The sequence below is a fragment of the Siphonobacter sp. SORGH_AS_1065 genome (assembly GCF_030818595.1).
In the GTDB taxonomy this organism is placed as follows: Bacteria; Bacteroidota; Bacteroidia; order Cytophagales; family Spirosomataceae; genus Siphonobacter.
In genome coordinates this window covers 943522-970000 of sequence record NZ_JAUTAM010000004.1, presented here as the reverse complement: position 1 = coordinate 970000, position 26479 = coordinate 943522, and the positions used below count along the sequence as shown (strand labels likewise).

Genomic DNA, 26479 nt, shown 5'->3' with positions numbered 1-26479 from the left:
CTTCGGGATAAGGGGAACCACAGCGATGTGGTCGCAGAGAAATGGCCCAGGCGACTGTTTAACAAAAACACAGGGCTTTGCTAAAACGAAAGTTGACGTATAAGGCCTGACACCTGCCCGGTGCTGGAAGGTTAAGAGGGGATGTTAGTCGCAAGGCGAAGCATTGAATCGAAGCCCCAGTAAACGGCGGCCGTAACTATAACGGTCCTAAGGTAGCGAAATTCCTTGTCGGGTAAGTTCCGACCTGCACGAATGGTGTAACGATCTGGGCACTGTCTCAGCCGTGAGCTCGGTGAAATTGTAGTAGCGGTGAAGATGCCGCTTACCCGCCACGGGACGGAAAGACCCCGTGAACCTTCACTACAGTTTTGCACTGACTTTTGGTAACTGGTGTGTAGGATAGGTGGGAGGCTATGAGTCGGTGTCGCTAGGCATCGAGGAGCCAACGTTGAAATACCACCCTCCGGTTGCTGGGAGTCTAACATTAGATTGGACAATGCATGATGGGTAGTTTGACTGGGGTGGTCGCCTCCAAAAAAGTATCGGAGGCTTTCAAAGGTACCCTCAGCACGCTTGGTAACCGTGCGTAGAGTGCAATCGCAGAAGGGTGCTTGACTGTGAGGCAAACAGGCCGAGCAGGCACGAAAGTGGGAGATAGTGATCCGGCGGTTTCCGAATGGAAGGGCCGTCGCTCAAAGGATAAAAGGTACTCCGGGGATAACAGGCTGATCTCCCCCAAGAGCTCACATCGACGGGGAGGTTTGGCACCTCGATGTCGGCTCGTCACATCCTGGGGCTGGAGAAGGTCCCAAGGGTTCGGCTGTTCGCCGATTAAAGTGGCACGCGAGCTGGGTTCAGAACGTCGTGAGACAGTTCGGTCCCTATCTGTGGTGGGCGTTGGAATTTTGAGAGGGCTTGACCTTAGTACGAGAGGACCGGGTTGAACCGACCGCTGGTAGACCAGTTGTTCCGCCAGGAGCACCGCTGGGTAGCCACGTCGGGTGAAGATAAGCGCTGAAAGCATCTAAGTGCGAAACTTGCCTCAAGATGAGAATTCCTATGAGAGCCGTCAGAGACGATGACGTTGATAGGCTACAGGTCTAAAGTTGGTGACAACAAAGCCGAGTAGTACTAATGCCTCCAAGACTTCTTTTTAAATTAACTTTATTGTTGCTTAGGTATACTTTTCTGTTTTTCACATCACGTTCAAAAGAGGGAACACCTCGATAGGCATCGGAAGCTGACTCTACGGAGATTAGCAACCCAAAGAGCCAATGGCGATCATAGGGCGGGTGTTCACCCCTTCCCATCCCGAACAGGGCCGTTAAGCCCCGCTCCGCCGATGATACTGGGTTTACCCCCGGGAAAGTAGGTAATCGCCTCCCCCTTATAATTCCTAACGACTCCTGCCGGGATGCAGGAGTCGTTTTTTTGCTTCACTCCCTAGCCTGGCTACTCCTATCCTATAACTGTTCACGGGAGCGTAATGCCCATACTTACTGCTTGCGAAATACCACTCCTATTACCAATAGGCTTTAGAAATAATTAATTCAAACAAAAGGCCTGCATTTTTTGCAGGCCTTTTGTTATTAAGCTTCTATACCGAATGTAGATTTTCGATTTTTCCATTTCCCTCGGGTAAAATCTGGAATTTGAATGGGGGCAGAGCCTTTTTTTATGGATTCTTCAGATAAAGGGCTGATAGCTGACCAAGCTGCCGCATCGTATACGTCTATGGCTGGGCTGCGTTTTTCCTGAATGGAAGTGATGAATTCTCTGATTACAAAATAGTCCATGCCCCCGTGTCCAGCTCCCTGAGCATTGCTTTCCAGTTTCTTCCATAAGGGGTGATCATATTGTTTCATATAGTCCGTATCTTTTTCCCATTGGTGGGGTTTAGGACTTTTCTTCTCAATATAAATCTGATCTCCTTCGTCCATCCATAAACCATTCGTACCCTGAACTTTGAATCCTAATGAGTAGGGTCTGGGGCTATTCGTATCATGGGTAACTAAGATAGTTTCTCCGTTGACACACTTAATCATGGTTTGTACCTGATCTCCTAACTTGAATTTCACTTTCGCGTTTGGATGGTTTTCTCCGCCATTGTCTACGATGTATTTATGAAGTCCTAGTGGTTTGGTTGCCATGGATACTAAATACTGAAATTGGTTACCAGTATTAATATTGATCATTTGAGCAACCGGCCCCAATCCATGGGTAGGATAAATGTCTCCATTGCGATCAATAGAATGCTGGGTTCTCCATTTTGCCTCTGAAAATCCTTTCGCCCCGAATTCAACACCTCCTCCATACGCTTTTTTCCCATCATTAAATTTTACTTCTCTTAAATCGTGCTCGTAGCCGCATTCCAAATGAGTTAATTCTCCAAACAAGCCTTGTCTGACCATGTTCAAAGCTGCCATCACATCTCTTCGGTAACAAACGTTTTCAAGAATCATGCAGTGTGAACCCGTCTTCTCGAAGGTGTTAACTAGATCCCAGGATTCCTGAAGAGTAACGGTAGCCGAAACTTCTACTCCTGCATATTTACCACCTTTCATCGCTGATACTGCCATGGGTACGTGCCATTCCCATGGAGTAGCAATAATAATTCCATCCAGATCATCCCGCTTGACCATGTTTTCAAAGTCATGGTCATTCTTACCATATACTACTGCTTCTTTTCGTCCCGCATTTCGCAGCATTTTCTGGGTTATCTCAATCGTTGCAGGGTCAATGTCGCAAATGGCATTGATTTCAACCTGTGGGAAAAGAATGGCATTCTTAACGTGTTCCCTTCCTCTTAAACCAACACCAATAAATCCTAAACGTACTTTCTGATCATTTACCGCTCCTTTAAGAATAGCTGGAGATAGAGCCATGCCTGCGGCTGTCAATGATATGTTTTTAATAAAGGTTCTACGGTTTTCCATACGATGGAGGTTAGTTAAGTGATGAATAATGAGCCTTGAGATAATTCTGAACCGTCAGAATATCCTGTTTATTGGTAAGGTCAGGAACGTTTTCGGATAGAGGGAACACAGCCACTTTTTCTATCGTAGCCAGCTTATTAATTGCCGTGGGTAACTCTTTCTCATTACGCGTTGCATGGTAAGGAGTGGTTTCCAGACAGGGAAGAATTTTTTCGGCTTCCACTACAAAGAGATTCATACTTACACCTACCCGCCCAGTTTTTTCAAGAATACTATCAATTTCTTCCTGACTGGGTTTTTCATGAATATCAATTAAGTTACCTTCTTCATCATTTCGGATGACCGCGAAAGCCTGGATTCTTTCCGGTGCAAAGCGTAAAGCTTCTCGATCGTAGCTGATCAATGCATTCGGCTTTTCACTGTTCCATAATACGTTTAATGCCTCTATGGAATACAGGTTATCGCTGTTACAGATGACCAGCCGTCCGATTTGCCAGTCTGGCGTTTGTTGCAAAGCTTGTAATACGGCATCGGCTGTTCCAGCTGGCTTTTGGCGATCTGCGGGGATGAACTGGCGGGCGTAGCGAAAAGATAACCCTGCATATTTTTGTTGGGTAGCCGCCGACTCATAATACTCTTGCGTCAGTGCATCTTCGGGATGAAGTAGTAAAAGCACTTCATTAAAATCGGCATCCTGAGCATTTTTTAGTTGATAATCAATAAGTGATTGACCCGCCGAACCAACCTGAATCATACCTTTCGTTAAAGTATCAGCCTGCTGAATGAGTTGCTGATCCAATTGGATATTCTCGGCGGCTTTTTTCATGCGGGACGACATGCCTCCGGCAAGAATTAGTAATCGTTTATTCATTGGTTTACGTAAGAAGTAAATCAGTTGAACTAGTTATTTTCCAGGCGAACGCCTTCGTCAATCGTTATGATGTAGCTTTTTCCACCTGCCCTTTCGATAGCTTCGGCTACCACTTCAGGCTTTTCGGGAGCGTAGGCAAACATGCATCCACCGCCGCCCGAGCCATTGATTTTAGCTCCCAGGGCTCCAGCTTCCAATGCATAATCAATCATGCGATTGATTTTAGGCGTAGAAATGCGTTTCGCTTCCCGCAGATTGAATTGATGGGCATTTAAAAGTTCTCCGAATGTTATTGGATCCGGGTCGGAAGATTGGAGCAGACGTTTCGCTTCCCGTAAAATGTCGCGGTCTGAAAGGTTGCCTTTTAAAAGAGTGTATTCATCCGAAGTAAGCAATGATTTATACTGCTCAGCCTTTGCTGCTGGATAGGTATGTAGAGAGAAAGATGGATCGGAAGCTTTGATCTTTTTGATAGCATCCAGCATTCCATACTTGACGTGCTTGAGAACACCAAGCGTGTCTTTGGCTTGTTGGGAGTCGCCCAAAACGAATGTTCCTGAAATGGGGGGAAGCGTTTCGACGTAAGGAGCTGGCTGCGATTCCAGATAAATGACATTTCCAAACGTGATAGAAGTTTGATCCATCCGACCACCGGGTTCTCCAAATTCTTCGACTTCCGCTTTATACGCTAAATCCGCTAAATCCAGTAGGGGTGTTCCCTGAGGGGCGAACTGAGCAAGAAAATAAGACCAGGCAACGACCAGGGCCGACGAACTGGATGTTCCGGCATTAATAGGAATCGAGCTCGTCAAACTTAGGTCAAAGCCGCTCTTCAGGGAGGCACCCTTTCGATGCCAGGCATTCAGGACACTTTTATAATAATCCCTTTCATTTTCGTAAGGAATTTCTGGTTGAAGGTAGAACGATTCGTTCTGATCAATATCGGGTAAATCAATATGAATTTTTCGATCCTCCCGTGGCGTACCCGTGATTCGTAGTCGCAGGGATATAGCCGCTGCAATGACGGGCAAACCCAGGTAATCTTGGTGTTCGCCAAAGAGACAAATTCGGCCCGGGGCAGAAACGGTTAGAGTGTTAGACATAAGTGATGGTTCAAGAGAAACTCTGGACTAAAATACGCTAGAAAACAGAACAATTATCAGTGAAGCCTTACCTGAAACGGGTAATTTCAGGCCTATTGAACTGCACATTCGTTTGCACAGAACTGAACAAACGAATGCACAAATTTTCAACAGATATAAAAAAAGAATGGATTAGGAAAGCGTAATAAGATCTGGCTGAAGAACAACCTTTTCAAATTCGGTTTTTGTACCGGAGATGGCATCCAGCAAAATTTGCGTGGCCTGGAACCCCATCTGATAGGGGTGTTGCTCCAGGGATGCTAATGGAGGGTGTTCGAGGTAAGCATTCATGGGAAGGTTAGCAAAGCTAACAAAGGAAATATCCTTATTAAGCTGTAACCCTTTACTACGACAAACACCCATCGCATCCAGAGCCACATAATCATTGAAGGTTAAAACGGAGTCAGGTCGATTGGGCAACTCCAGCAAGGCCTGCATTTGTTGACGGGTTTCTTCCGAGCTTAAATTGGTGGATTGAATAAAGTTTTGCTGCAAAGGGATGTCTGCCTCCTGTAACGCCCGGAGGTAACCCTGGTACCGTTCCTGACTAGCCACCAGTGCCGAAGGACCGTTGAGTAAGGCGATTCGCCTGAAGCCTTTTTTGATTAAAAAGGAAGTAGCTTCGTAAGCTCCGGCTTCCATGTCACAACTAACCTGATGGGTAGTAATGGAAGGTGGAATACGGTCAAAAAGAACCAGCGGAATGTGGTGATTAATTAATTTCTGAACGTGATCAAATTGTCGGCTTTCCTTCGCAACGGATAAAATGATACCGTCTACTAGCTGATGGGATAATACTTCCAGCACCTGCTTTTCGCGTTCGTATTGATCGTGTGACTGATAAAGAGCAACGGTATATCCTTTCTGGAAGGCTAACTCTTCAATACCGTTAATAACTTTAGAGAAGAAATTTTCCTGAATTTCGGGTACTACTACACCCAGCATAAAGGTTTTCCCACTTCGCAGGTTTCGTGCGGTCGTGCTGGGAATATAATTAAGTTCCTGAGCTAATTCCTGCACCCGCTCCCTCGTACGTAAGCCAATGCGGGGGTGGTTCTGCAAAGCTCTCGATACAGTAGAAGGAGAAATTTTTAACCGACGGGCTATTTCTTTAATCGAGACGCTCATAAATCCAGTGCTAAATGAATACGCTAAAGTATTCAAGATACTCAGAAAAAGCGGAATGAACTATAAAAAGAAACCCCGTCCAGATCTGAACGGGGCTCGCTTCGGTAAGGGTTGATTAATTAATATCCCGGATTCTGTTTTAGAGTCGGGGCACCATTTACATAGCTGTTATTGATTTCATCAACCGGAAGGGGGAAATACTCATGTTTTCCTTTTGTAAAACTGGCCCCATTGAGATAGGTCCGTTTTTTACTTTCTGCTTGCAGATAGGTATTCAACGTTTGATCGGCAATACCCCAGCGAACCAGATCAAAGAATCGGTGGCCTTCCATCGCAAATTCCAGACGCTGTTCGAAACGAACGGCTTTACGAGCCGCAGTCTGATTGGCAAAGGCAGATGAACCGCTAGGGTATTCATTTACCACATAATTGGCGGCTGGTTTCCCATCGGAGGTCGTTACGTAAGTACTGTTTTTCGCTCTCTTCCGAATCTGGTTCACGTAATCCTGAGCTTTCGTCAGGTTACCCGCTTCTACTTCACATTCAGCTAGCCAGAGTAACACGTGTGAATACTTGATCATGCGGTAATTGTTGGCAACCCGGCGTTTGTTAGTAGAGTGAGTATTGGTTCCTTCTTCGGCTTTATAATACATCCATTTTTTACCCGTATAAGGTCCTGAATAAGTCTGATCACGAATCCAGGTAACACCCGGCATAGCACCCCAGTCCAGGAATGGAATGCCCCGGCGACCTACGGTCCAATCCAGTCGTGGATCAAGCGGAGCCGTATCTGGCGTGAAAGAATCCGTAATCTTTAAACCCTGATCGCTTTTTAAATCGGTATCATTGAAAGTATCCAGCATGGGTAATCCGTTTCCATCCGTTTTAAATGAATTCACCAGGTTCGATGAAGGCAGGTAAAAACCGCAGCAACCGCCACCGGGAGCCCCCGAAAAATAGGGCCAGTTTAACTCATCCCCTGCATTACCATTATTACCGTTGGTACCATCATTCACTGAGAACTGTACTTCAAAAATAGATTCTGCATTGTTATTCGTTGCTGCTTTGTAGTTATCATGGTAATCCACCAGGCGATACTTACCACTGGCTACGATGCTTTCCAGCAGGGGCTTGGCCGTAGAATACTTTCCTTCGAAAAGATAAGCTTTCGCCAGGTAAGCCATTGCTGCATATTTGGTACATCTTCCCTTTTGCGATTGCGTCTCAGGTAGGTTATCCATCGCATACTTGAAGTCATCTTCAATGTTAGACCAGATGTTTTTATCATTAGGCACCTTCACTGAGTTAGGATCTGATGGATTATAGATTTTTTCATCAATGTAAGGCACCATATTCCACATTTTCTTGGCTTCGAAATGGTAATGGCCTCTCAGGAAACGGGCTTCGGCGATTACCTGGGTTTTCTCAGCGTCAGTCATGTCGGTCGTTTTGGCTACCAATTGAATAACTTCATTGCAACGGGAAACACCATCGTAAACCACTCGCCACTTCCCCCGCATATGCACGAAAGCGGGCTGCACTTCATAGCGTTCGATCCCGGTGATTTCGGGCTGATCGCTGGCATCTGAACCTTTGTAGCAGTCATCGGAAGCAACGCCACCGTATACCCAGTTCGAAACTGCTCCGTGCCAGTTGGTACCTCCTGAACCAATTCCGTCCAGTAAAGAATAGGCTCCAATTAAGCTGGCATTCACTCCACTTTTGTTATTCAATTGCGTCACCAATGCTACCCCCTGAGGTTTCACATCAAGGAAGGAATCCCCGCAGGAAGAAAGAAGTCCCGCCATTACCAGAGAAACCGCGATTATATTTTTTTTCATAGGAATGTCTAAGTAGAATTCGTTTTACTTTAATCTAATAATTGAGAATTAGAAACTCAGGCGTAAACCTACAATCAGGTTACGTGATACGGGATAAGCTCCCTCATCCACACCCAGGTGGGTATCCTGACCACTTTCGCCCGAACGACGCAGGTTTACCTCGGGATCAAGTCCGGTATATTTGGTAATCGTGAACAGGTTCTGTCCCTGAACATAAATCTGCGACGTACCTAAGCCCAGATTTTTCTGAAGAACCGAAGGAATGGTGTACGACAGTTGAATGTTTTTCAGACGGAAATAAGAGCCTTTTTCTACGAAGTAAGTAGATACCTGAGCACTGGTAGCATCGGTAGAACGCAGCTGGGGAAGTAACGCGTCCGTTTTACCAGGAACCCATGAATCATACAGCATTCGTTTGCTACGGTTACCCTGGAAAGTGTTGAAATCAGTCCAGTAACGCATGTAGTTAAAGAGGTCATTACCCTGTACGCCCTGTCCAAATAAGGTCAGATCAAAATTTTTGTAACCAACGCTAACGTTAAGACCATACGTAAAATCAGGGTGGGGGTTACCAATGAAGGTACGGTCAGCAGAAGTAATCACGTCATCTCCATTCACATCCCGGAAGATGAATGAACCGGCCCGGTTATAGGTTCCAAAAGCTGGAGGGGCATTCTTAGCTTGTTCGTCGGTTTGGAAAATGCCATCGATTACGTAGCCATAGAAGGAAGAGATCGGCTCACCTACCTTCGTGGCACTCATCGCGGGCAGACGCGTACTGAAACCAAACTTGATTGACGAAGGGTCATCGTTAATTTTCAGTACTTTGTTTCGATACGTTGAGAAGTTTGCCCCAACCGTGAAACGTACTTTGCCATCCAGAGCCCGGCCCATGTAGTTTAGCGAAAGGTCAACGCCCTTATTCTGCATATCACCAATATTAGTGTAAGGAATCGTAGCCTGCCCTAAGGCGTAAGGTACGTCAATCTGGCTCAGCATATCCTTGGTTTTCTTGATATACCAGTCAAAAACGAACTGTAATTTATTGTTAAATAAACTGGCATCGAAACCTACGTTAGTCGAAGTAGTGGTTTCCCATTTACCCCGGTCATTACCAAATTGAACTAGGTCAAAACCAGGAACGATGGAATTTCTGGAGCCGTTAATGTCAGAATGGTTTTCAGTTGGTCTTGATTCGTACAGCGTATAGGCGTTGTAAATGTTGGGAATGTTCTGGTTACCCGTGCTTCCCCAACCCACCCGAAGTTTTAAATCCGACAGGAAGCCTACCTCTTTTAAAGCAGCTAGTTCGGATAAACGTAAACCAACGCTGGCGGCGGGGAATACGGCATAACGGTTTGCGGCACTAAAGCGGGAAGAACCATCACGACGCAGGGTAAAATCGGCCAGGAAAATATCTTTATAGGAGTAGTTCACTTTACCAAATAAAGAAAATAGCCGAGATCGGTTGGCTCCACGACCACTGTTTTGCAGACCCAGGGGGCTACCTGCATTCAGGTACAGATAATCAGGATCTTCGAAAGCGTAGTTACTACGGGTGGCATCAAAAATGTAATCATACGTAGCAATGGCTTCGGTACCCGCCAGTACGTTAATGCTGTGATCGCCAAAAGTTCTGTTGTAAGTCAGGGTGTTATACCAGGTCCAGGAGTTATCGTAACGGTTTTCTACGCGAAGGTTATTCGTGTTACGAGCTTCGGGAGACTCGGGATCGAGTGGGGTAAAGGGAGCGAAGTTATAGAGGTTATATTCAATCCCCAGACTGGTACGGAACGTTAATCCTTTCAAAAGATCAATATCCGCAAACGCATTACCAAACAAGTGAACGCCTTTGGTTACGTTGTCTTTATTCCGGTACAGTTCTGCTACTGGGTTACGGGCATTACCTAAGTTCGCACCTTTGGCCCCGGCGAAGTTTCCGGCTACGTCATAAACCGGAATCAACGGATTCATCCGAACGGCGAAAGCAATGGGGTTCGATTCATCGTTATTAGTGATACCCACGCGTTCATCGTACGAAACCGTCAGGTTTTCACCCACCCGAATCCGATTTTTGAGCTTGAATTCAGTGTTCGCCCGCATTGAATAGCGTTTGTAATTGGTGTATTTCATGATTCCTTTCTGATTGAAATAATTGAAAGAAATCGCGTAAGCACCCTTATCCGTACCACCACTGGCTCCTAACTGGTAGTTCTGGATCAGGGCAGGATTGAAGATTTCCCGTTGCCAGTCCGTACCATTTTTGCTGGCTTTTGTAATCATGAATTTGGTTTTACCCAATTCAGGGTCTCGTAAATCGTGGGTATAATAAATGTAGTTGCCATTCCCATCCTGGGCCACGCGAGGATCGCCTTCAAAGGCCCCTGAAGGGTAGATGTAATCTGGAATTACAGGGTTGGCTCCACTACCATACTGGCCGTGGCTAGGCGTTACCCCCACATTTTTAGCCGAAGCCCAGATTTGCTGACCCAGCTCCTGAGAATTCAGCAGGTTCAGGAATTTACCCGGACGTTGAATGCCCACATAGGTATCAAAGGTAAGCTTGGGCTCTCCGAGGTTTCCCTTTTTTAGTGGTGATGATTACTACTCCGTTTGCGGCCCGGGCTCCGTAGATGGAAGCCGCCGAAGCATCTTTCAGAACCTGAAGACTTTCAATATCATTTGGGTTAATGTTATTGAGCGTACCCTGCGTTGGAACGCCATCGACAATGTAAAGGGGAGAGTTATTATTGATCGTACCAAATCCACGTATACGAACCATCGTTCCACCACCGGGCGAGTTATCCGTACCGACGGTTACCCCAGCGGCCCGACCCTGCAAAGCCTGGGTTAAGTTAGCGGTTGGTAAAGCGGTCAGGTCCGCACCTTTCACAACCGTTACGGCTCCAGTAATGTCCTTTTTCCGTTGGGAGCCATAACCCGTTACGACAACTTCATCGAGAGCACGGCTTTCTTCCACCAGCGTTGCATTAATGATGGTCTGATTGCCGACGATGATTTCCTGAGATCGGTATCCGACGGCAGTAAATACCAGCACGTCGGAGTTACTATTCACTGCAATGGTAAAATTTCCATTATTGTCGGTATTTACTCCTCGCGTTGTGCCTTTAAGCTGTACGCTTACCCCCGGCACTGATTGTCCGTCTATGGCACTGACTTTGCCGCTTACCCGACGATCTTGAGCATGAACCATTTGTACCATCCAAAATAGGATCGTACACATAAAAATTAGTCGTTTTTTCATAGAGAGAGTAATAGATTAAGAACTGAGGATATATTGCTCGCGGCGGTAATTTGTCTGCAATTATTATAAATTATTCTACGTATTGTCAAATTTTAGAGACGTACGAGTAGGATTAAGACGGTGTTTTTGAGGAAAATCTCAGCGAAGAAAACCAAATAAAAAAAAGATTTTATATATGAATATATCTATAATATTTTGAACTATATGTATAATGCTAAGCCTCGCGATGGGTTAGTCAAAATTTTATTTCGTTTTAATAGTTATTAAAAATATTTTAAAAAATCTCAAAAAAATTATGAATGAAGCAGAATTGTTGAGGGCAAGACTGCCACTGAGAAAGCTGGATTAACCACGGAGGAGCTTACCTTTGCTGCAAGTTTTTAACTCAATTTTTTGATAAGCGTATGAAAAATCGTTGGCTATTGGGTGGCATGCTTCTGGTGTCACTGGCAACGCAGGCACAAAATCGGCTGACTCCTGAGTTACTCTGGAAAATGGGTCGGGTGACGGGCTTAGGTATTTCGAAAGACAAAAAGTTTGTGGTGTATGCGGTGAGTACACCTCAACTGGAGACTAATAAGAGTAGCCGAAAACTCTATAAAGTAGCTCTTTCAGGCGGGGAAGCTCAGGAAATTTCTACGACGGAAGGCCTGTTGGCTAACCCTAAAATTTCTCCAGATGGTAAGCATATTTTGAGTACCAAAGAAGTAAAAGTGCTTGACATTAAGGGTTCCGACAAGTATAAGGACTTACCCAAATCAGACGCTTACGTCTTTACGTCTTTAAATTATCGCCACTGGGATACCTGGGAGGATGGCTCTTTTGACCACATTTTTGTGGCTCCTTTAGTGAATGGGAAAGCTGGCGAAGCCAAAGATATTATGCCCGGTGAACCCCATGATTCTCCGCAAAAACCTTTCGGTGGTGATGAGGATTTCATCTGGAATCCTGACGGCAAGCGAGTGGTCTACGTAACAAAAAAGAAATTTGGAACGGATTATGCCGTAAGTACGAATACCGATTTATACGAGTACGATCTGACCACCGGAACGACGAAAAATCTGACGCCCGACAATAAGGGCTATGATGTAAGTCCTGAGTACAACAATAAAGGACAGCTTGCCTGGCTGCAAATGAAACGTGATGGGTACGAAGCTGATAAACAGGATATTGTCGTATCTAATGGCGTTTCTACGATGAACCTTACCGCTCAGCGGGACGACATTCATGTGGAAGGTTTCAAGTGGAGTGAAGACGGAACGGCTCTGTTTTTCTGGGCTCCCATAGATGGCACGCTTCAGATTTTCAAGGTGACCTATCCCGGACTTACCAAAATGAACCCTTTGATTACTCAGGTAACCAAAGGAGATTTTGACATAAGTGGGATCGTTGGTCAGGTTGGAAATCAACTCATTGCCAGTAGAACGGATATGAATCATCCAGCGGAGTTAGTTTCCATTGATCTAACGAAGGGAACCATCCAAACGCTGACGCATGTAAACGATGCGGCTATGTCATCACTGGAAACCTGCAAAACCGAACGCCGCTGGATTACGACAACGGATAAAAAGAAAATGCTGGTATGGGTGATATATCCCCCTCAGTTTGACCCATCTAAACAATACCCTACGTTGTTGTACTGTCAGGGCGGACCACAGTCACCGCTGACGCAATCGTATTCTTTCCGTTGGAATTTTCAGCTAATGGCCTCGCAGGGTTACGTAATTGTGGCCCCTAATCGTCGCGGCATGCCCGGTCACGGTACACAATGGAATGAGCAGGTAAGTAAAGACTGGGGCGGTCAGGTGCTCAAGGATTATTTGAGTGCCATTGATGAAGTTTCGAAGGAATCCTTTGTGGATAAAAATCGCCGTGCCTGCGTTGGAGCGAGTTTTGGTGGGTATTCGGCCTTTGCTCTGGCGGGTATGCACAACAAGCGATTCAAGTCGTTCATTGCTCATGATGGCATCTATGATTTTCGCAGCATGTACGGTACCACCGATGAATTATTCTTTGAAAACTGGGAAAAAGGTGGTCCGTACTGGGATAAGAAAAACGCAGTAGCTCAACGTTCGTTTAGCCAGTCGCCCAGTAACTTTGTAGATAAGTGGGATACACCCATTTTCATTATTCAGGGTGGAAAAGATTACCGGGTTCCCATCGAGCAGGGTTTGCAGGCTTTTCAGGCAGCTCAGTTACGTGGCATCAAAAGTAAGCTGTTATACTTACCCGACGAAAACCATTGGGTGCTGAGTCCCCAAAATGCCATTGTTTGGCAGCGGGAGTTCTATCAGTGGTTAGAAGAGACGCTGAAGTAAGTTAGAAAAGAGAGAGGTCTGGTTCAGGCCTCTCTCTTTTATTGGTAGAGGCGTAAAAATTAGTCCTTAGATAGTGTAACCGTATGCATTTGTATACTAGTAGTGAAATAAAAAGACGTACAGTCCAAGACATGTGTTCTGAACTGTACGTCAGGTAGTATTAACGTAATTTTAGTATGGGTACCTCTTACGGAGTAACCAAAATCTTTTGCTGTTGGATACTGACACCGTCGTTCACTTGTAACGTATAGACACCCCTGGTTAGTCCCTGCACAGGGATAAGGGCTTTGCCATTGCGAATTTCCCCTTTCCATACGGTCTGCCCGGTAATGTGGAGCAATACGGCTTGTATAGAATGGGCTTTAGTATTGGTGTTTTCTTTTACGCTGATGGTAATATCCGTACTAGCAGGGTTCGGGTAGGCAACTAAACCGTAGGTTGGAGCCAGGCTTAGTGCAATGATTCTACTGTAATGATCTGGTTCTGAAGCTTCATTGATTTTTAGACGATAGTAAGCCGTACCTACTTGAAGTTTAGTATCATAGAAGGTGTAAATACCCGAAGGAACGTTTTTAGAAGCAGCAAATCCAATGCTTGCCCAGTTTTTACCATCTAGGCTTTTTTCAACGGTATAGCCCAAAATATTTTTCTCCTGTGCTACTTCCCAGGTGAGTACTCCTATGTTTTCAGGAATAGCATGGACCTCCACATCGGTAAGTTTTTTACCAGCACTGGATTCTACCTGGCCTTTGAAGTAAATCAGACTAACGGGCAGGGAACTACTAGTGGAGTAGGCTACAATAGCCGGGTCGCCCTGAAGGACAAATTCCTGGGCATGACCTACTGTCATGGCATCGTTAGGTCTTGCGGTTACGAACGCTTTTATTGCTCTTACCAGATTTGTTCCAAAGGTTTTGTCTAATCCTTCCGAGTCAGTAAGTTTTGTGAAAAGAGTATTAGAGTAATCTTTCAGATAAAAAGGCCAGCCCAAAAACGAAGAAGCTAGATGGACGATGGCTCCTCGATCAGGCGTGTTTACCCAATTGCTACCTACAGTTTCCGGGGCATTGTAGTAAAAGATATTTCCTGCCTCACACCCATTAACAAATATGATGGGGTACTTCCCTTTATTGGTATAAGAGCTTTGGGAAGCTAGCCCAATATTAATATCGGTGTAGTTCGTAGAAGCGTGGCCAAAAAAGGTAATCATACTGGTACCATCATTTACATCTGGCGATACGTCGATCGTTTCAACGTTTTGATTAGTCGTTTTTGAGATGATTTTACCTGTTCCCTGTAGAGGAGCATTTTCAACAATATTCTTAAAATCGGTGGCATATCCCGTAAAACTGCTTCTTTCGTAATCCGTATGCCCACCACTCAGGTATAAAAACTTCTTTCTCCAGGGTTGATTCTTACTAAGTTCGTACTCTTTGATTTTACTTAAATAAGAGGCAATTTCATCAGGCTTCGTAACATTTAATCGGCCTACAGCAATAGCGGGTACGTTGGCGGGTTCGCCATTTAAACCATTGACTAATAGCCAGTCGGAACCCGGCCATCCCCCTGTTGGTACTAAACTATTGTCTGCCATCCCTTGCTCATCCAAGCCGAAACGGAAGTACTGCGGAAAAATCCCTCGACCAATCAGAAACAGGTGCTTTGGAGAACCGTTTTTCAGCATGTACCCCGCGAAATTGCGAATGGACAAACCACTACGTTCTCCATAGTTAAATTGATTCGACAGTACGTCCATATCTACCACCAGAGGTTTATAACCTCCGCCTGCTACGGAAGCCCGGTAGTCGGCATAGGCTTGTACGATATCCGAAGATCCACCAGCAGCCTGGCGGAGCACTTTATTCGTTACAATCAGGTAATTAACCTGCGAAGGATCAATAGGAATGAAATTGATCTTCTCAATTTTAGAGACCGAGCCTGATGATCGATTGACCCAAAAATTGCGAGCTTGCTGGGTGTTGCTTACTACGGCTTCTAACGTGTTCGAAGTGAAAGAAGATTGAATTCGCTGAATATTGTTTAAATCGGTAACGTCATAGAGTTGATCATTGGTGTTGGCATTACTGAATTGCAGAAGGGACGTACCACTGGGGTTTGTACGGGTATTGATTGCCTTTCCCTGAGTAACCCCAGATAAATTCAGAAGTTGAGGATAGGTAAACTTAAAATAAATGACACTGGCAGAACCAACTTTTGAATAGACAACAGCCTGTGAACTCGAGTTAGTTAAAAAACTCCAGTCAAATTCAGCACTATTTTTTAGGATTTGGTAATCGGTCGTCGTTGGAAAGGTCAGAATGGTATTTTCTGCGGCAGATGAGGAAGGACGGATGCTAACCTCAATCTCGTGATTACCAATGTTGGCGGTAAATAACGAAATGCTCAGACGAGGTTTTACCGTATTTGCCTCGGCTTGGTATGGATTCTCTAAAGGTAGATTATACGCTTTCCGGTTATTATTACCGATAGGGGAATCCATATACCCTTTTCCGACTCCGTAGCTGGCTAAAGTCATGCCCCGTTCGAAATTCATCTGCGTGTACGCACTGGAATAGGCTGGCCCGACGTCATAATGAGAGGTGAAGAGAGAGACATTTTCCGCCCAGTGATAAGGCTCTGCTGCCAGGGTACCTTTACTGGGAGGTGTCGGAGTGCTCACCCGCTTTCCCTTCTGTCCATTGACCGTCAGTGTCAGGAAGTAATAAGAGTTTTCCGTAAATAAACTCACATATGGGTTATGGTGGGATTCCTTGGGTACATACAGTTCCGCATCACGGGAACCATCGTTACCAACCCCGAAGAATTCAACGTAATCACCTGTATCAAATGTACCATCTCCTTCTCCTACGACGGTGATGGCCTGCTCAACCCCTCTTCTAAAAAGCTGAATTTGTTGAGGGTTTGCTTTTAAATCAAAACCAGCATTTTGCAATTCAGTGTAAGTAAGCCGGTAAATCCCTTTCTGAGTGACGGGAATTTTAAAATACGTTTGCTGGTAATTAATCCATTCATTGCCAAACTGTTGGGAAAAGGATTTTGTCGTCCAGCCTAGTGAAAGAACGAGCAGTAAAAAGTAGATTTTTTTCATATCAAGGGCTAAAGAAATGGGGCTACTGATGCGTAGTGCGTGAGTTGTGGTTGGGTACAGGGATAAATTACGTGGGAAGCTTGGTAAATTATTTAAAATCAATGGATTAACAGGAAGATAGATAACGAAATTAGCCAGTTATTAACGTTAATGATCAAGTTTTTACCTTTTCTTAAGTATGCTCAAGAGAAGATAGCGAATAGGACCGTTAAGTTAGCTAAATCAATTTAGTTTAGATAAGTATCTATGCTCAAAAGTTTATTTTGTTTAAGTTCTTTAAAGTGATAGGCAATACTTTAAAATTGTCAAATGATTTTTGATTAGAAGTGAAAACGTAACGACTCCAAACTTAAAGACCACCCACAAGGCCAGAGAACAACCTTTTCCTGGTGGGGGAATAATCATAGGTTAAAAATATAGAAAAATTCCAAACGACTTGTTAAGAATAAGTTAATCAGGCAGGAAATTCAGTTTTTCGGTAGGAATGGACTTCTGTATGGAAAGTCATTAGTAGGTGATAGCTTGATTGTGAAAGAGATACAGCGAGTTAGCTTGTTGAATACGAGCCAGCGGTATGTACGAATAAGGACTGCCTATGGACAACTTAAGTCTTCTGTGAAAGATAGTTGCAATGGTAAAGTGTTAAAATGAAATTAGTCTCACAGGATCGTAAGGTGAAGTCTCACTAGGCAGCCTTTTGATAGTGTTGAGGAAAAACGCCCGTTGCCGGAACCTAACTTGTCCCCACGTTTATAAGAGTATTTTCAAATTTGATATGATAATTAGAGCCCCCGTCTAATCCAGCAAGGGCTTCGCTTTAGTTATAAAAGATGTGCATATAAACAAATCAGAAGTAATTGGTAAACCCGGACAGACGATTCCTGTATGTATCAATGACATAATTAGTCAATCTTCAGGTTATGATCGAAAACAATCAAAAGTCAGGACTACTAAAAGCCCTGACTTTTGATGAAAGTTATATGCCGGGTTATTGCCATGAGTATCGTATCAAGCCCCATTTACAAGGAAAAGAGTTTACTACTATGAAACTTTAGGGTTCTAGTCCATTTTCGCGGGCTTTTTATTAAAAGGTAATGGTACGAGTAGTGACAAACGTTTGCTGAGCTTTCTCGTAATCCGAGAAGTTGCCAATATCCAACCATTCGCCCTGAATGGGAATACAGCTAATTTTATGACCAGCCTGGGCGGCTGTAGCGATGAATTGCCAACCTTCATAAGGACCAGATTCTGGAATCAGAGTTAGTAAAGATCTTTCTATAACGTATATGCCCGCATTAATCTCAAAAGTCAAGGAAGGCTTTTCCGTGATACCTATGAATTGGCGATTAATATCTTTTTCGATTACTCCCCACGGAAGTTTCACTTGATGCTGATAGGTCCCAATACCTAATTCAGCACCGCTGTCCAGAAACTCCTGTAGAAAGGCATGAACGTCAAAATCTGTTAATAAATCACAGTTGATGATAAAAACGTACTTATGTTTCCAGTTCTGGATGAGTCGTAAAGCTCCAATACTTCCCAAAGGCTGTTGTTCTGAAATGAACTCAATAGAAGTATTGGTCTGAGCAAAATGTTCTTTAATCTGTTGACCTAAGTGACCTACAGATATAATAAAATCCTGAATGCCGAAGGTTTGGAAATGATTAACAATCCGTTCAATAATAGGAACCTGATTAATTTTGAGTAGTGCTTTTGGAATGCTATCTGTCAAAGGACTTAGTCTACTCCCTTTACCTCCCGCCATGATCATAAAGTGAACGGGATAAGATTGTAAAGGTGTTTGCATAAAGATGAGTTTATAGATAAAAGGACTTTATTTTTTTAACTACAAAAGCTAATTGCTCTTGGGTAATAGAGGTGGAGCAGGGCAGCATAATCCCCTTGTTGGCGACTCCTGCTGTCGTATGATTTTTTGAAATGTAAACGTTGTTTTTAAAAGCTGGTAGCTCCTGAATAGGAATCCAAAGAGGTCTGGTTTCAATCTTAAATTCAGCCAAATATTGAATTAGCTTTCGACTATTGGGAACCGTAATTACAAAGTGCCAGAAATTAGAATTAACTCCTGGACTTATCGTTTGAAAACCTAAATTTGGAATAGTAGATAGCTCTTGCGTGTAATACGCCGCAATCTTCTGCTTTTTAGTGACAAAAGAGTTTAGATATTCCATTTGAGCTAAGCCAATCGCAGCTAATGGATTAACCAATCGATAATTATATCCAATCTGATCGTGCAGGTATTCTATTGTACCAGTTTTAGCCTGAGTAATTAGATGTTTTACCTGCTGAGCAATAAGGGCATCGTCAGTGATAACCATTCCACCGCCAGCGGTAGTGATAATCTTATTACTATTGAAGCTAAATGTACCCACGGACCCAAACGTACCTGCGTGCTTACCCTTGTAAAAAGAACCTAATGAACCAGCAGCATCCTCAATTAATTCGATGTTATACCTTTGAGTTAAAGACAGTAACCGCTCCATATCTGGCATATTTCCCAGCAGATGAACCAGAACAATGGCTTTAATCCGTTGTTTACTCTTGTGATAATAGCAGTAATTATTCTTTTGGTACGTTTGAGTAGTAAGAAACTCATCTAATACATCTAAATCCAGAAGCCAGGTTTTAGAATCAATGTCTATTAATAAGGGTTCTGCTCCAACGTAAGTCACGGCATTAGCCGTGGCTATAAATGTTAGATTAGGAACGATCACTAAATCGTTCTTTTCAATCTTATTAACTAATAGTGCGATGTGTAAAGCTGAAGTACCACTACTTACACCAATGGCATAAACAGCTCCGGTATATTCACACATACTTTTTTCGAAGGCCCGTAAATAACTGCCACCTGATAACCAGTTTGAATCCAGACTTTCCTTGACGTAAGTCCATTCGTTACCAGCCAGGTTCGGTTCGCATAGTGGAATGGAGTTCATGATTAGATATTGGTGTATTTACGAGCGAATGGATCGGATAGAATTTGGGAAGTAATGAGCTGGTTTACTTCAGTAATCCCCTGAGGTACTGTGCGGGTGATTTGGAAACCTAGCTGGTTTTTAATTTTATCGGCATTAACCCGGTAATCACGTGGGTCACTACCTATAGATTTATAGCTTACCTGAAGCGTAGGAATCTGTTTACAGATTTCATCCATCAGCATTTTTTTTGTATAATTTTCCCGGGTATCGCCCACATTGTAATAGTTATTAGCTACCACTTCTTTGGGGGAAATTAATACCATATACATCGCATTGGCTAGGTCGTATACGTGGCAGTAGGGACGCCAGAAATGCTCTCCATAGATTAGTAAATTGATACCGGAAGCGGCATCCCGTGTGAACTCATTCACCGTTAAGTCAAAGCGAATCCGAGGAGAAACCCCATAGACGGTTGAAAAGCGAAGTATAGTCCGGGTAACGGTTTGGGACTTAATGCTGAGTAAGTATTCTTCAAACTTTACTTTAGTCTCGGCGTATAATGAGATGGGATTAAGTGGTGATTCTTCATCCAGATAAGCGGTAGGGTCTTGCATTTTTCCGTAATTGCTGCACGTCGAGGCAAAAACAAATCGTTTAATCTTAGCTTCTTCACAACATTCATATAATTGAACGGAGGCCGCCCAGTTAATTTCCTTCGTTTCCTGAGGATATTTATTACAGGGAGGTTCGCCAACGATAGCCGCCAGGTGACAGACGTGATCGACGTTTTGGAGCGACTCACGAACGGTGGAAAGCTCTCTTAGGTCACCTTTAATAAATTCAAAATCAGGATGTAGCCAGAATTCAATTAAACCTTCTCCGCCGAATGTTAAATTATCCAGAACTCGAACTTTATATCCGTTAGTTAATAAAATGCGAACCAGTGAGGAACCAATGTATCCAGCACCACCCGTAACTAATACTCTTTCTTTCATAAGGGTTGAAGTTTTTTAAAAGCTGCGATTAACTCATTTACAATGGCGGAAGGTTCCCATGCTCTGATTATTTCCTGCCCCTGTTTACCCAGGGCCTGATACTGTTCGGGATTATCCATGTAATAGGTCATCTTTTCTACTAAATCTTCTTGATTGTATGGATCGAACGTATATCCATTTCTGCCCTGTTCGACCAAGTCTATGGCACTTCCGCAACGATTAGATACTAAAACGGGTAATCCGAAAACCATAGCTTCATTGGTTAAAAAACCAAACGGCTCAAAGACACTGGGTAAAACGGCAACATCCGCCAACGTATACCGAATGGGTACTTCGTACCATTCGCAGGAATCAATAAAAAATACTGAAGAATTATGAAGCTTTTTTTGGGTTGATTCAAGAATGCTTTTCTGATCACCTTCTCCGCTCAGTATTAGGCCAAAAAGGGGGCCGTTAACTGATTTTTTCTGAGCCTTATCGAAGCATTCAATTAATGATTTAAGGTTTTTTCTATAAATAAATCGTCCGGCATAAATGAAATTAAATGTGGGTAAACCCAAACGATCTTTACTGGCTTGGCGATGAGTTAAATTCTTACTATAAATTTCGTAAATAGTATCATTGTCAATGCCAATGTTTTTTTTACTTAATAACCGATCTGGGTGAACTCCTAGTTTTAAAGCGTAGTTTGCTGCTAGTGTTCCTAAACAAACTATACCTTCACTATTTTGTAGAAAAAATCGTTTCAAAGCTTCTTTCCACCACTTTCGTTGACGGCTTATTTCTGTACTTTCAAAATCTAACAAAACCTTTATTCCACGTACTTTACAATAAGCCCATACAAACCAGTAGGAGGGATCATAATAACCGTTGAGGTAGATGATATTCGGAGCATATCGATGCACATTACCTAACAATTTTAGGGTTTTGGGAAGCCACCTGATACTATCGAAAGACTGTCCCGGAAACAGAACCTGATAGCTATACTGATGAACCCCTAGATCAGTGCCCAGATTGGCTCGACTTTGTTCTGTATCGGCTAACTGCAACACATGAAAATCAAAGCCATTCTGTTTGGATTTTTCTTCAATTTCATTGAAAATACGAGCCTTGTAATGAGACCAGAGTATATTATGAACCGCAATTATTTTCATAGTAAAGGGGTTAACTATGATGTTTATCCAACCAGTCTAAAATAGTTACATCATAAGTTTGACCGAATTTTATGACTAATAAATCGCCTGAACTTATCAGGTTGTCAAGGTCAATGTATGTACTTAATTAAGTAGGTGTTTTCAACTAAGAAAAGGTAAATTTGGAATTGATGACCGTTCTTATTGCCTGCTCTGAAGCATTGATGGAAATGGTTTGAAATAAATATTCATCAAGTATGTGGAAGAGTTTGGAATAGGTATTAATGGCTGATTTTTTTTGATGAAATTCAATAAATATGCCATTGATTGAGGCGTAATGTCAATCCAGTTTGATCCCCAAAATGGTTTCATTAAAAAGCATTCCGGCACCGAATCGAAATGAATAGAATCGTTATTGACTGCCTGTTGAAAAATTCAGTGTTTGAAAGGGGATCGGTTTGCGTTGGTACAATAACTCCAGGATTGCCAGTACGCGTGGGCCTGCGGAAGTTTTTCGAATCGTTTTATGTCTTTGCCAGGCATTCTCCAGACGATTAGTATTCTGATTTTTAAATTCGGGCTTAGTAGAGGCTAACGCTTCTACAATGAATAATTCATCGATTTCGGGATCAATGATTACGTAACCGTGTTCGGCAAAATGCCTGACTAACGCTTTATTAGCAGGGGTTAGTTGATATTTGGTAAGTTCTTCTTCGAAAAAGGGGGATTTAGCCCAGGGTGTTTGAATAGAAGGGTATGACATGAAGAAAAAAGGCTGAAGGTTCTTTAGAATTACTATAGCAGCCCCTGTAAAAAGGTTATCATCTATTCCCTGCTATTTTCTTCAAATTCTCCCCGTCGTCCCGGAACCTAACTTGTACCCCCACGTTTTTAATGGTATCTTCAAGTTTGAATTACGATTAGAGCCCAGTCATTATGCATTTTTCCCATCTTCACTGCCATACCAAATTTTCACTGCTCGACGGTGCCGCCGATATTGGTGGCATGTTCAAGAAAGCCAAGGCTGATGGACATTCGGCAGTTGCCATTACCGATCACGGTAATATGTTCGGCGTGTTCAAATTCGTGGCCGAAGCCGGGAAGCATGGGGTAAAACCCATCGTAGGCTGTGAGTTTTACGTGGTACAGGATCGTCACGAGAAGAAATTTACGAAGGAGAAGAAAGACGTTCGGTATCACCAGTTAATGCTGGCCAAAAATGAAATTGGCTATCGAAATCTGGTCAAACTCTGTTCGCTGGGTTTCATTGAAGGGATGTACGGGAAGTACCCCCGCATTGATAAAACCCTGATTGAACAATACCACGAAGGCCTCATTGCCACAACCTGCTGTATTGGAGCCAGCGTGCCCAAAACCATTCTACGGAAAGGGGAAGAGGAAGGTGAAAAGGAGTTTTTGTGGTGGCTGAATATCTTCGGTGAAGACTTTTACGTCGAGCTACAGGATCACGAAATTCCCGATCAAAAGCGGGTCAATGAAGTATTGCTAAAGTTTGCTCGTAAGCATAATGTGAAGATTATCGTCTCTAATGATAGTCACTACGTAGACCAGCAGGATGCCAACGCTCACGATATTTTGCTGTGCGTCAACACCGGCGAAAAGCAGAGTACGCCCTCGGCTAAGGATTTCTCGGACGATGAGGCCATGCCCCGGGGGTCGCGGTTTGCCTTTTACAACGATCAGTTTTATTTCAAGACGAAAGCGGAAATGCTGAACGTCTGGGGCCACATTCCCGAAGGCCTAGACAATACACAGGAAATTGTCGATAAGTGTTTTGAACCGAAACTGAAGAAAGACATTCTTCTGCCCAATTTCCCCATTCCTGACGAATTCAAGGTACACGCTGATGATACCCTGAACCAGTGGGAATACCTGCGTCACCTGACGTTTGAAGGAGCACGTCAACGCTATGAAACTATTTCGCCCGAAGCCGAGGAACGCCTCAACTTTGAGCTGCATACCATCAAAACGATGGGTTTCGCTGGATACTTCCTCATCGTGATGGACTTTATCAAGGCGGGTCGTGACATCGGCGTATTCGTGGGGCCGGGTCGGGGTTCGGCGGCGGGTTCGGCGGTGGCGTACTGCATCGGGATTACGAACATCGATCCGATTAAGTACAATCTGCTGTTCGAGCGTTTCCTGAATCCTGACCGGAAATCTATGCCCGATATTGATACGGACTTTGACGATGCGGGTCGCCAGAAAGTCATTGACTACGTAGTCGATAAATACGGTCGAAATCAGGTAGCCCAGATTGTGAGCTACACGGGGATGAAAGCCAAATCGGCCATCAAAGACGTGGGCCGGGTACTGGATTTACCTTTGGATGAAACCAACTTACTCACGAAGTTGATTCCGGAAAAACCCCTGGATCTGAACCTGCAACGCGTCCTGCTGGCTCCCATTGATGGGCCGGGCGGCGTGAAGGATAAAGAAGGCTGGGGAGGCGAGGAAATTCAGAATATCCAGAAGTTGCGGGATACGATGAAATCCAATACCGTAGCGGGTAAGGTACTGACCGAAGCCCTGAAGCTGGAAGGCTCCGTACGCGGTACGGGTATCCACGCGGCGGGTATTATCATCGCTCCTAAAGACTTAACGGATATTATTCCGGTGTGTACCTCAAAAGATTCGGACTGGTTTATCACGCAGTTTGAAGGAAAGGTAATCGAGGATGCCGGGGTAATCAAGATGGACTTTTTAGGATTATCCACGTTGACGATCCTGAAAAACGCTCTGGCTCTGATTAAGCAAAACCACGGCGTAGATATTGATCTGGATAGTTTGCCGCTCGATGATCCGAAGACTTACGAGCTTTTCCAACGCGGTGAAACCTACGCGATTTTCCAATACGAAAGTCCGGGAATGCAGAAGTACATGAAGGAACTAAAACCCACGCGGTTTGAGGACCTTATTGCGATGAACGCCCTGTACCGGCCCGGTCCGATTCAGTACATTCCTGAATTTATTGACCGGAAACACGGCCGGAAACCCGTTGTATATGATCTTCCCGAAATGGAAGAGTACCTGGCTGATACCTACGGTATCACGGTGTATCAGGAGCAGGTGATGTTGCTGTCTCAGAAACTGGCGGGCTTCTCCAAAGGTGACGCCGACGTACTGCGGAAGGCCATGGGTAAGAAAGACCGGGCCACGCTGGACAAGATGAAGGGCAAATTCATGGAAGGAGCCGTCGCCAAAGGTCTGGATGCCAAGAAACTTGAAAAGGTCTGGACCGACTGGGAAGCGTTTGCTCAGTACGCCTTCAACAAGTCGCACTCGACCTGTTATGCATTCGTGGCCTACCAGACGGCGTACCTGAAGGCCCACTATCCGGAGGAGTACATGGCGGCCAACTTAACCAACGAGCTGGGCGACATCAAGAAGATTACGCTCTTCATGGAGGAAACCCGCCGGATGGGTCTCGACGTATTAGGTCCCGACGTGAACGAATCCATCAAGGAATTTAACGTTAATAAGAAAAAGCAGATTCGTTTTGGTCTGGGTGGCATTAAAGGTACGGGCGATGCGGCCGTGGATAGCATCATTCAGGAACGAAACGCGAATGGTCCTTACCAGGATATTTTTGACTTCGTCACGCGGATCAACCTGCGTACGGTGAACAAGAAGACGTTGGAATCGCTGGCCTATGCCGGAGCCTTCGATAGCTTTGGCATCAACCGGGCGGCATTCTTCGCCGATACGGGAACGGGTACGTTCATCGAAACGCTGATTCGGTATGCCAACAAGCACCACGAAGAAAAAGCCGCTGCTCAGGTGTCGCTTTTCGGAGCGATGAGTGGGGGTGGTGGAGCCAACATGATGGCTCCTCGCATCCCTTCGGCGGAGCCCTGGGCCCGAATGATCGAACTCAATCAGGAACGGGATGTGATTGGCGTATACATATCCGGCCACCCGCTGGATGAGTTCCGTATTGAGCTGGATAATTTCTGCGATATTACACTGGACCGTTTCCGCGATTCGGAAGAGGAAAAAAACTGGTACAATCGCGATGTCCGCATTGCCGGAATCGTGACCAAGTACCAAGAGCGATACGCCAAAAATGGCAATCCCTTCTGTTTGTTTACGATTGAAGATTATGCCGGAAGCATGGAACTGGCCCTGTTTGGCGACGATTACGTAAAAATGGGTCAGTATGTATCACAGGATCGGTTTCTGTACATTCGGGGAAAACTGCAACCGAGCTGGCGGAACCAGGGGCAGTACGAGTTCAAGGCTACGCAGATTCAACTATTACCCGAAGTACGGGAGAAGATGTGTAAGCAGTTGAGTCTGGAGATTAATTTGCAGGAAGTTAGTGGGGAACTGGTGGCAAGTCTGAGCGAGTTATTCAAGCAAAATCCGGGCACCTGTAACTTATTCGTGAAACTCAAAGACTCGGAAAGTCCGGTAGAGGTAACGCTGCAAAGCCGTTTCAATAAAATCAACGTCTCAAATGATCTGATTAAAGGATTGGAGCAGTTGGTTGGGAAGAATAGTTTTCGGTTGAATTAAGGTTTTTATATTAATAAGAAGGAAGACTCACTGGCTTTGGCTAGTGGGTCTTTTTATTTGTGGACATCGTTAATACGCTTCGCCGTCATTGGAAGTTAATGGAGCATTGCTAACAACATGGTTTTCGGGTTATTTGTGTTATTGAACTGAAAACTGAAATTAAGTTATTGGTGTCGCTTTGCTTAAACACTAACAACGGTAGAAAGATTGAGAACATATTCGTAGATGAATAAGATATTGAAAATATATCTCGTCATTGTAATGAA

At 44.2% G+C, this 26479-nt stretch carries 15 protein-coding genes and 2 rRNA genes (1 of these 17 cut by a window edge); 4 read left to right on the top strand and 13 right to left on the bottom strand.

What is annotated here, in order from left to right:
* Positions 1-1155: ribosomal RNA gene (locus QE390_RS04730) — 23S ribosomal RNA — on the top strand (it extends 1656 nt beyond the left edge of the window).
* A 118-nt stretch (positions 1156-1273) separates the two neighbouring features.
* A 5S ribosomal RNA gene (gene rrf, locus QE390_RS04725) occupies positions 1274-1385 on the top strand.
* A gap of 204 nt (positions 1386-1589) precedes the next feature.
* On the opposite strand, the gene QE390_RS04720 is transcribed toward rrf, so the two are convergent.
* From QE390_RS04720 to QE390_RS04690, 7 genes are all read right to left on the bottom strand, one after another.
* On the bottom strand, positions 1590-2936 hold the full coding sequence (locus tag QE390_RS04720; RefSeq protein WP_307141303.1) for a Gfo/Idh/MocA family protein: 1347 nt from the start codon (positions 2934-2936) through the stop codon (positions 1590-1592).
* Between the two features lie 10 nt (positions 2937-2946).
* Positions 2947-3807 (bottom strand): sugar phosphate nucleotidyltransferase, encoded by an 861-nt coding sequence (locus QE390_RS04715; protein ID WP_307141302.1) that lies wholly within the window; start codon positions 3805-3807, stop codon positions 2947-2949.
* A gap of 29 nt (positions 3808-3836) precedes the next feature.
* Positions 3837-4910 (bottom strand): mevalonate kinase, encoded by a 1074-nt coding sequence (locus QE390_RS04710; protein ID WP_307141301.1) that lies wholly within the window; start codon positions 4908-4910, stop codon positions 3837-3839.
* Between the two features lie 171 nt (positions 4911-5081).
* The gene (locus QE390_RS04705; protein WP_106637715.1) at positions 5082-6077 is read right to left on the bottom strand and encodes a LacI family DNA-binding transcriptional regulator; all 996 of its coding nucleotides are present in this window, start codon (positions 6075-6077) and stop codon (positions 5082-5084) included.
* Between the two features lie 119 nt (positions 6078-6196).
* The gene (locus QE390_RS04700; RefSeq protein WP_307141300.1) at positions 6197-7918 is read right to left on the bottom strand and encodes a RagB/SusD family nutrient uptake outer membrane protein; all 1722 of its coding nucleotides are present in this window, start codon (positions 7916-7918) and stop codon (positions 6197-6199) included.
* 48 nt (positions 7919-7966) lie between these two features.
* The gene (locus QE390_RS04695; RefSeq protein WP_307141299.1) at positions 7967-10462 is read right to left on the bottom strand and encodes a SusC/RagA family TonB-linked outer membrane protein; all 2496 of its coding nucleotides are present in this window, start codon (positions 10460-10462) and stop codon (positions 7967-7969) included.
* Between the two features lie 7 nt (positions 10463-10469).
* Positions 10470-11162: a TonB-dependent receptor plug domain-containing protein gene (locus QE390_RS04690; protein ID WP_307141298.1), complete on the bottom strand. Its 693-nt coding sequence runs from the start codon at positions 11160-11162 to the stop codon at positions 10470-10472.
* A gap of 425 nt (positions 11163-11587) precedes the next feature.
* Here QE390_RS04690 and QE390_RS04685 point away from each other — a divergent pair, with 425 nt between their 5' ends.
* Positions 11588-13501, top strand: coding sequence for a S9 family peptidase (locus QE390_RS04685; RefSeq protein ID WP_307141297.1), 1914 nt, complete (start codon positions 11588-11590; stop codon positions 13499-13501).
* Positions 13502-13688: 187 nt separating this feature from the next.
* Here the strand turns inward: QE390_RS04685 and QE390_RS04680 are convergent, their stop codons facing one another.
* The 6 genes from QE390_RS04680 to QE390_RS04655 form a co-directional block, all read right to left on the bottom strand.
* Positions 13689-16610 carry a C25 family cysteine peptidase gene (locus tag QE390_RS04680; RefSeq protein ID WP_307141296.1) on the bottom strand — a complete coding sequence of 974 codons (2922 nt, stop codon included), beginning with the start codon at positions 16608-16610 and terminating at the stop codon, positions 13689-13691.
* A 1084-nt stretch (positions 16611-17694) separates the two neighbouring features.
* Positions 17695-18417, bottom strand: coding sequence for a sugar phosphate nucleotidyltransferase (locus QE390_RS04675; RefSeq protein ID WP_307141295.1), 723 nt, complete (start codon positions 18415-18417; stop codon positions 17695-17697).
* 10 nt (positions 18418-18427) lie between these two features.
* Positions 18428-19564: a LegC family aminotransferase gene (locus QE390_RS04670; protein WP_307141294.1), complete on the bottom strand. Its 1137-nt coding sequence runs from the start codon at positions 19562-19564 to the stop codon at positions 18428-18430.
* Positions 19565-19566: 2 nt separating this feature from the next.
* Positions 19567-20541: an NAD(P)-dependent oxidoreductase gene (locus QE390_RS04665; RefSeq protein ID WP_307141293.1), complete on the bottom strand. Its 975-nt coding sequence runs from the start codon at positions 20539-20541 to the stop codon at positions 19567-19569.
* Positions 20538-21695, bottom strand: a complete 1158-nt coding sequence (locus QE390_RS04660; protein WP_307141292.1) for a glycosyltransferase family 4 protein — start codon at positions 21693-21695, stop codon at positions 20538-20540. The genes QE390_RS04665 and QE390_RS04660 overlap by 4 nt, the downstream gene beginning before the upstream one ends.
* 391 nt (positions 21696-22086) lie before the next feature.
* Positions 22087-22437, bottom strand: coding sequence for a hypothetical protein (locus tag QE390_RS04655; protein ID WP_307141291.1), 351 nt, complete (start codon positions 22435-22437; stop codon positions 22087-22089).
* 173 nt (positions 22438-22610) lie between these two features.
* Here QE390_RS04655 and dnaE point away from each other — a divergent pair, with 173 nt between their 5' ends.
* Positions 22611-26213: a DNA polymerase III subunit alpha gene (dnaE, locus tag QE390_RS04650; protein ID WP_307141290.1), complete on the top strand. Its 3603-nt coding sequence runs from the start codon at positions 22611-22613 to the stop codon at positions 26211-26213.
* The last annotated feature ends 266 nt before the right edge of the window (positions 26214-26479 follow it).

Bases quoted from the DNA above. Each gene is read 5' to 3' on its own strand.
- QE390_RS04690 (WP_307141298.1), bottom strand. From the start codon at position 11,162: ATGTGTACGATCCTATTTTGGATGGTACAAATGGTTCATGCTCAAGAT.
- QE390_RS04710 (WP_307141301.1), bottom strand. From the start codon at position 4,910: ATGTCTAACACTCTAACCGTTTCTGCCCCGGGCCGAATTTGTCTCTTT.
- QE390_RS04680 (WP_307141296.1), bottom strand. From the start codon at position 16,610: ATGAAAAAAATCTACTTTTTACTGCTCGTTCTTTCACTAGGCTGGACG.
- QE390_RS04655 (WP_307141291.1), bottom strand. From the start codon at position 22,437: ATGTCATACCCTTCTATTCAAACACCCTGGGCTAAATCCCCCTTTTTC.
- QE390_RS04670 (WP_307141294.1), bottom strand. From the start codon at position 19,564: ATGAACTCCATTCCACTATGCGAACCGAACCTGGCTGGTAACGAATGG.
- dnaE (WP_307141290.1), top strand. From the start codon at position 22,611: ATGCATTTTTCCCATCTTCACTGCCATACCAAATTTTCACTGCTCGAC.
- QE390_RS04715 (WP_307141302.1), bottom strand. From the start codon at position 3,807: ATGAATAAACGATTACTAATTCTTGCCGGAGGCATGTCGTCCCGCATG.
- QE390_RS04665 (WP_307141293.1), bottom strand. From the start codon at position 20,541: ATGAAAGAAAGAGTATTAGTTACGGGTGGTGCTGGATACATTGGTTCC.
- QE390_RS04685 (WP_307141297.1), top strand. From the start codon at position 11,588: ATGAAAAATCGTTGGCTATTGGGTGGCATGCTTCTGGTGTCACTGGCA.
- QE390_RS04700 (WP_307141300.1), bottom strand. From the start codon at position 7,918: ATGAAAAAAAATATAATCGCGGTTTCTCTGGTAATGGCGGGACTTCTT.
- QE390_RS04660 (WP_307141292.1), bottom strand. From the start codon at position 21,695: ATGAAAATAATTGCGGTTCATAATATACTCTGGTCTCATTACAAGGCT.
- QE390_RS04705 (WP_106637715.1), bottom strand. From the start codon at position 6,077: ATGAGCGTCTCGATTAAAGAAATAGCCCGTCGGTTAAAAATTTCTCCT.
- QE390_RS04675 (WP_307141295.1), bottom strand. From the start codon at position 18,417: ATGCAAACACCTTTACAATCTTATCCCGTTCACTTTATGATCATGGCG.
- QE390_RS04720 (WP_307141303.1), bottom strand. From the start codon at position 2,936: ATGGAAAACCGTAGAACCTTTATTAAAAACATATCATTGACAGCCGCA.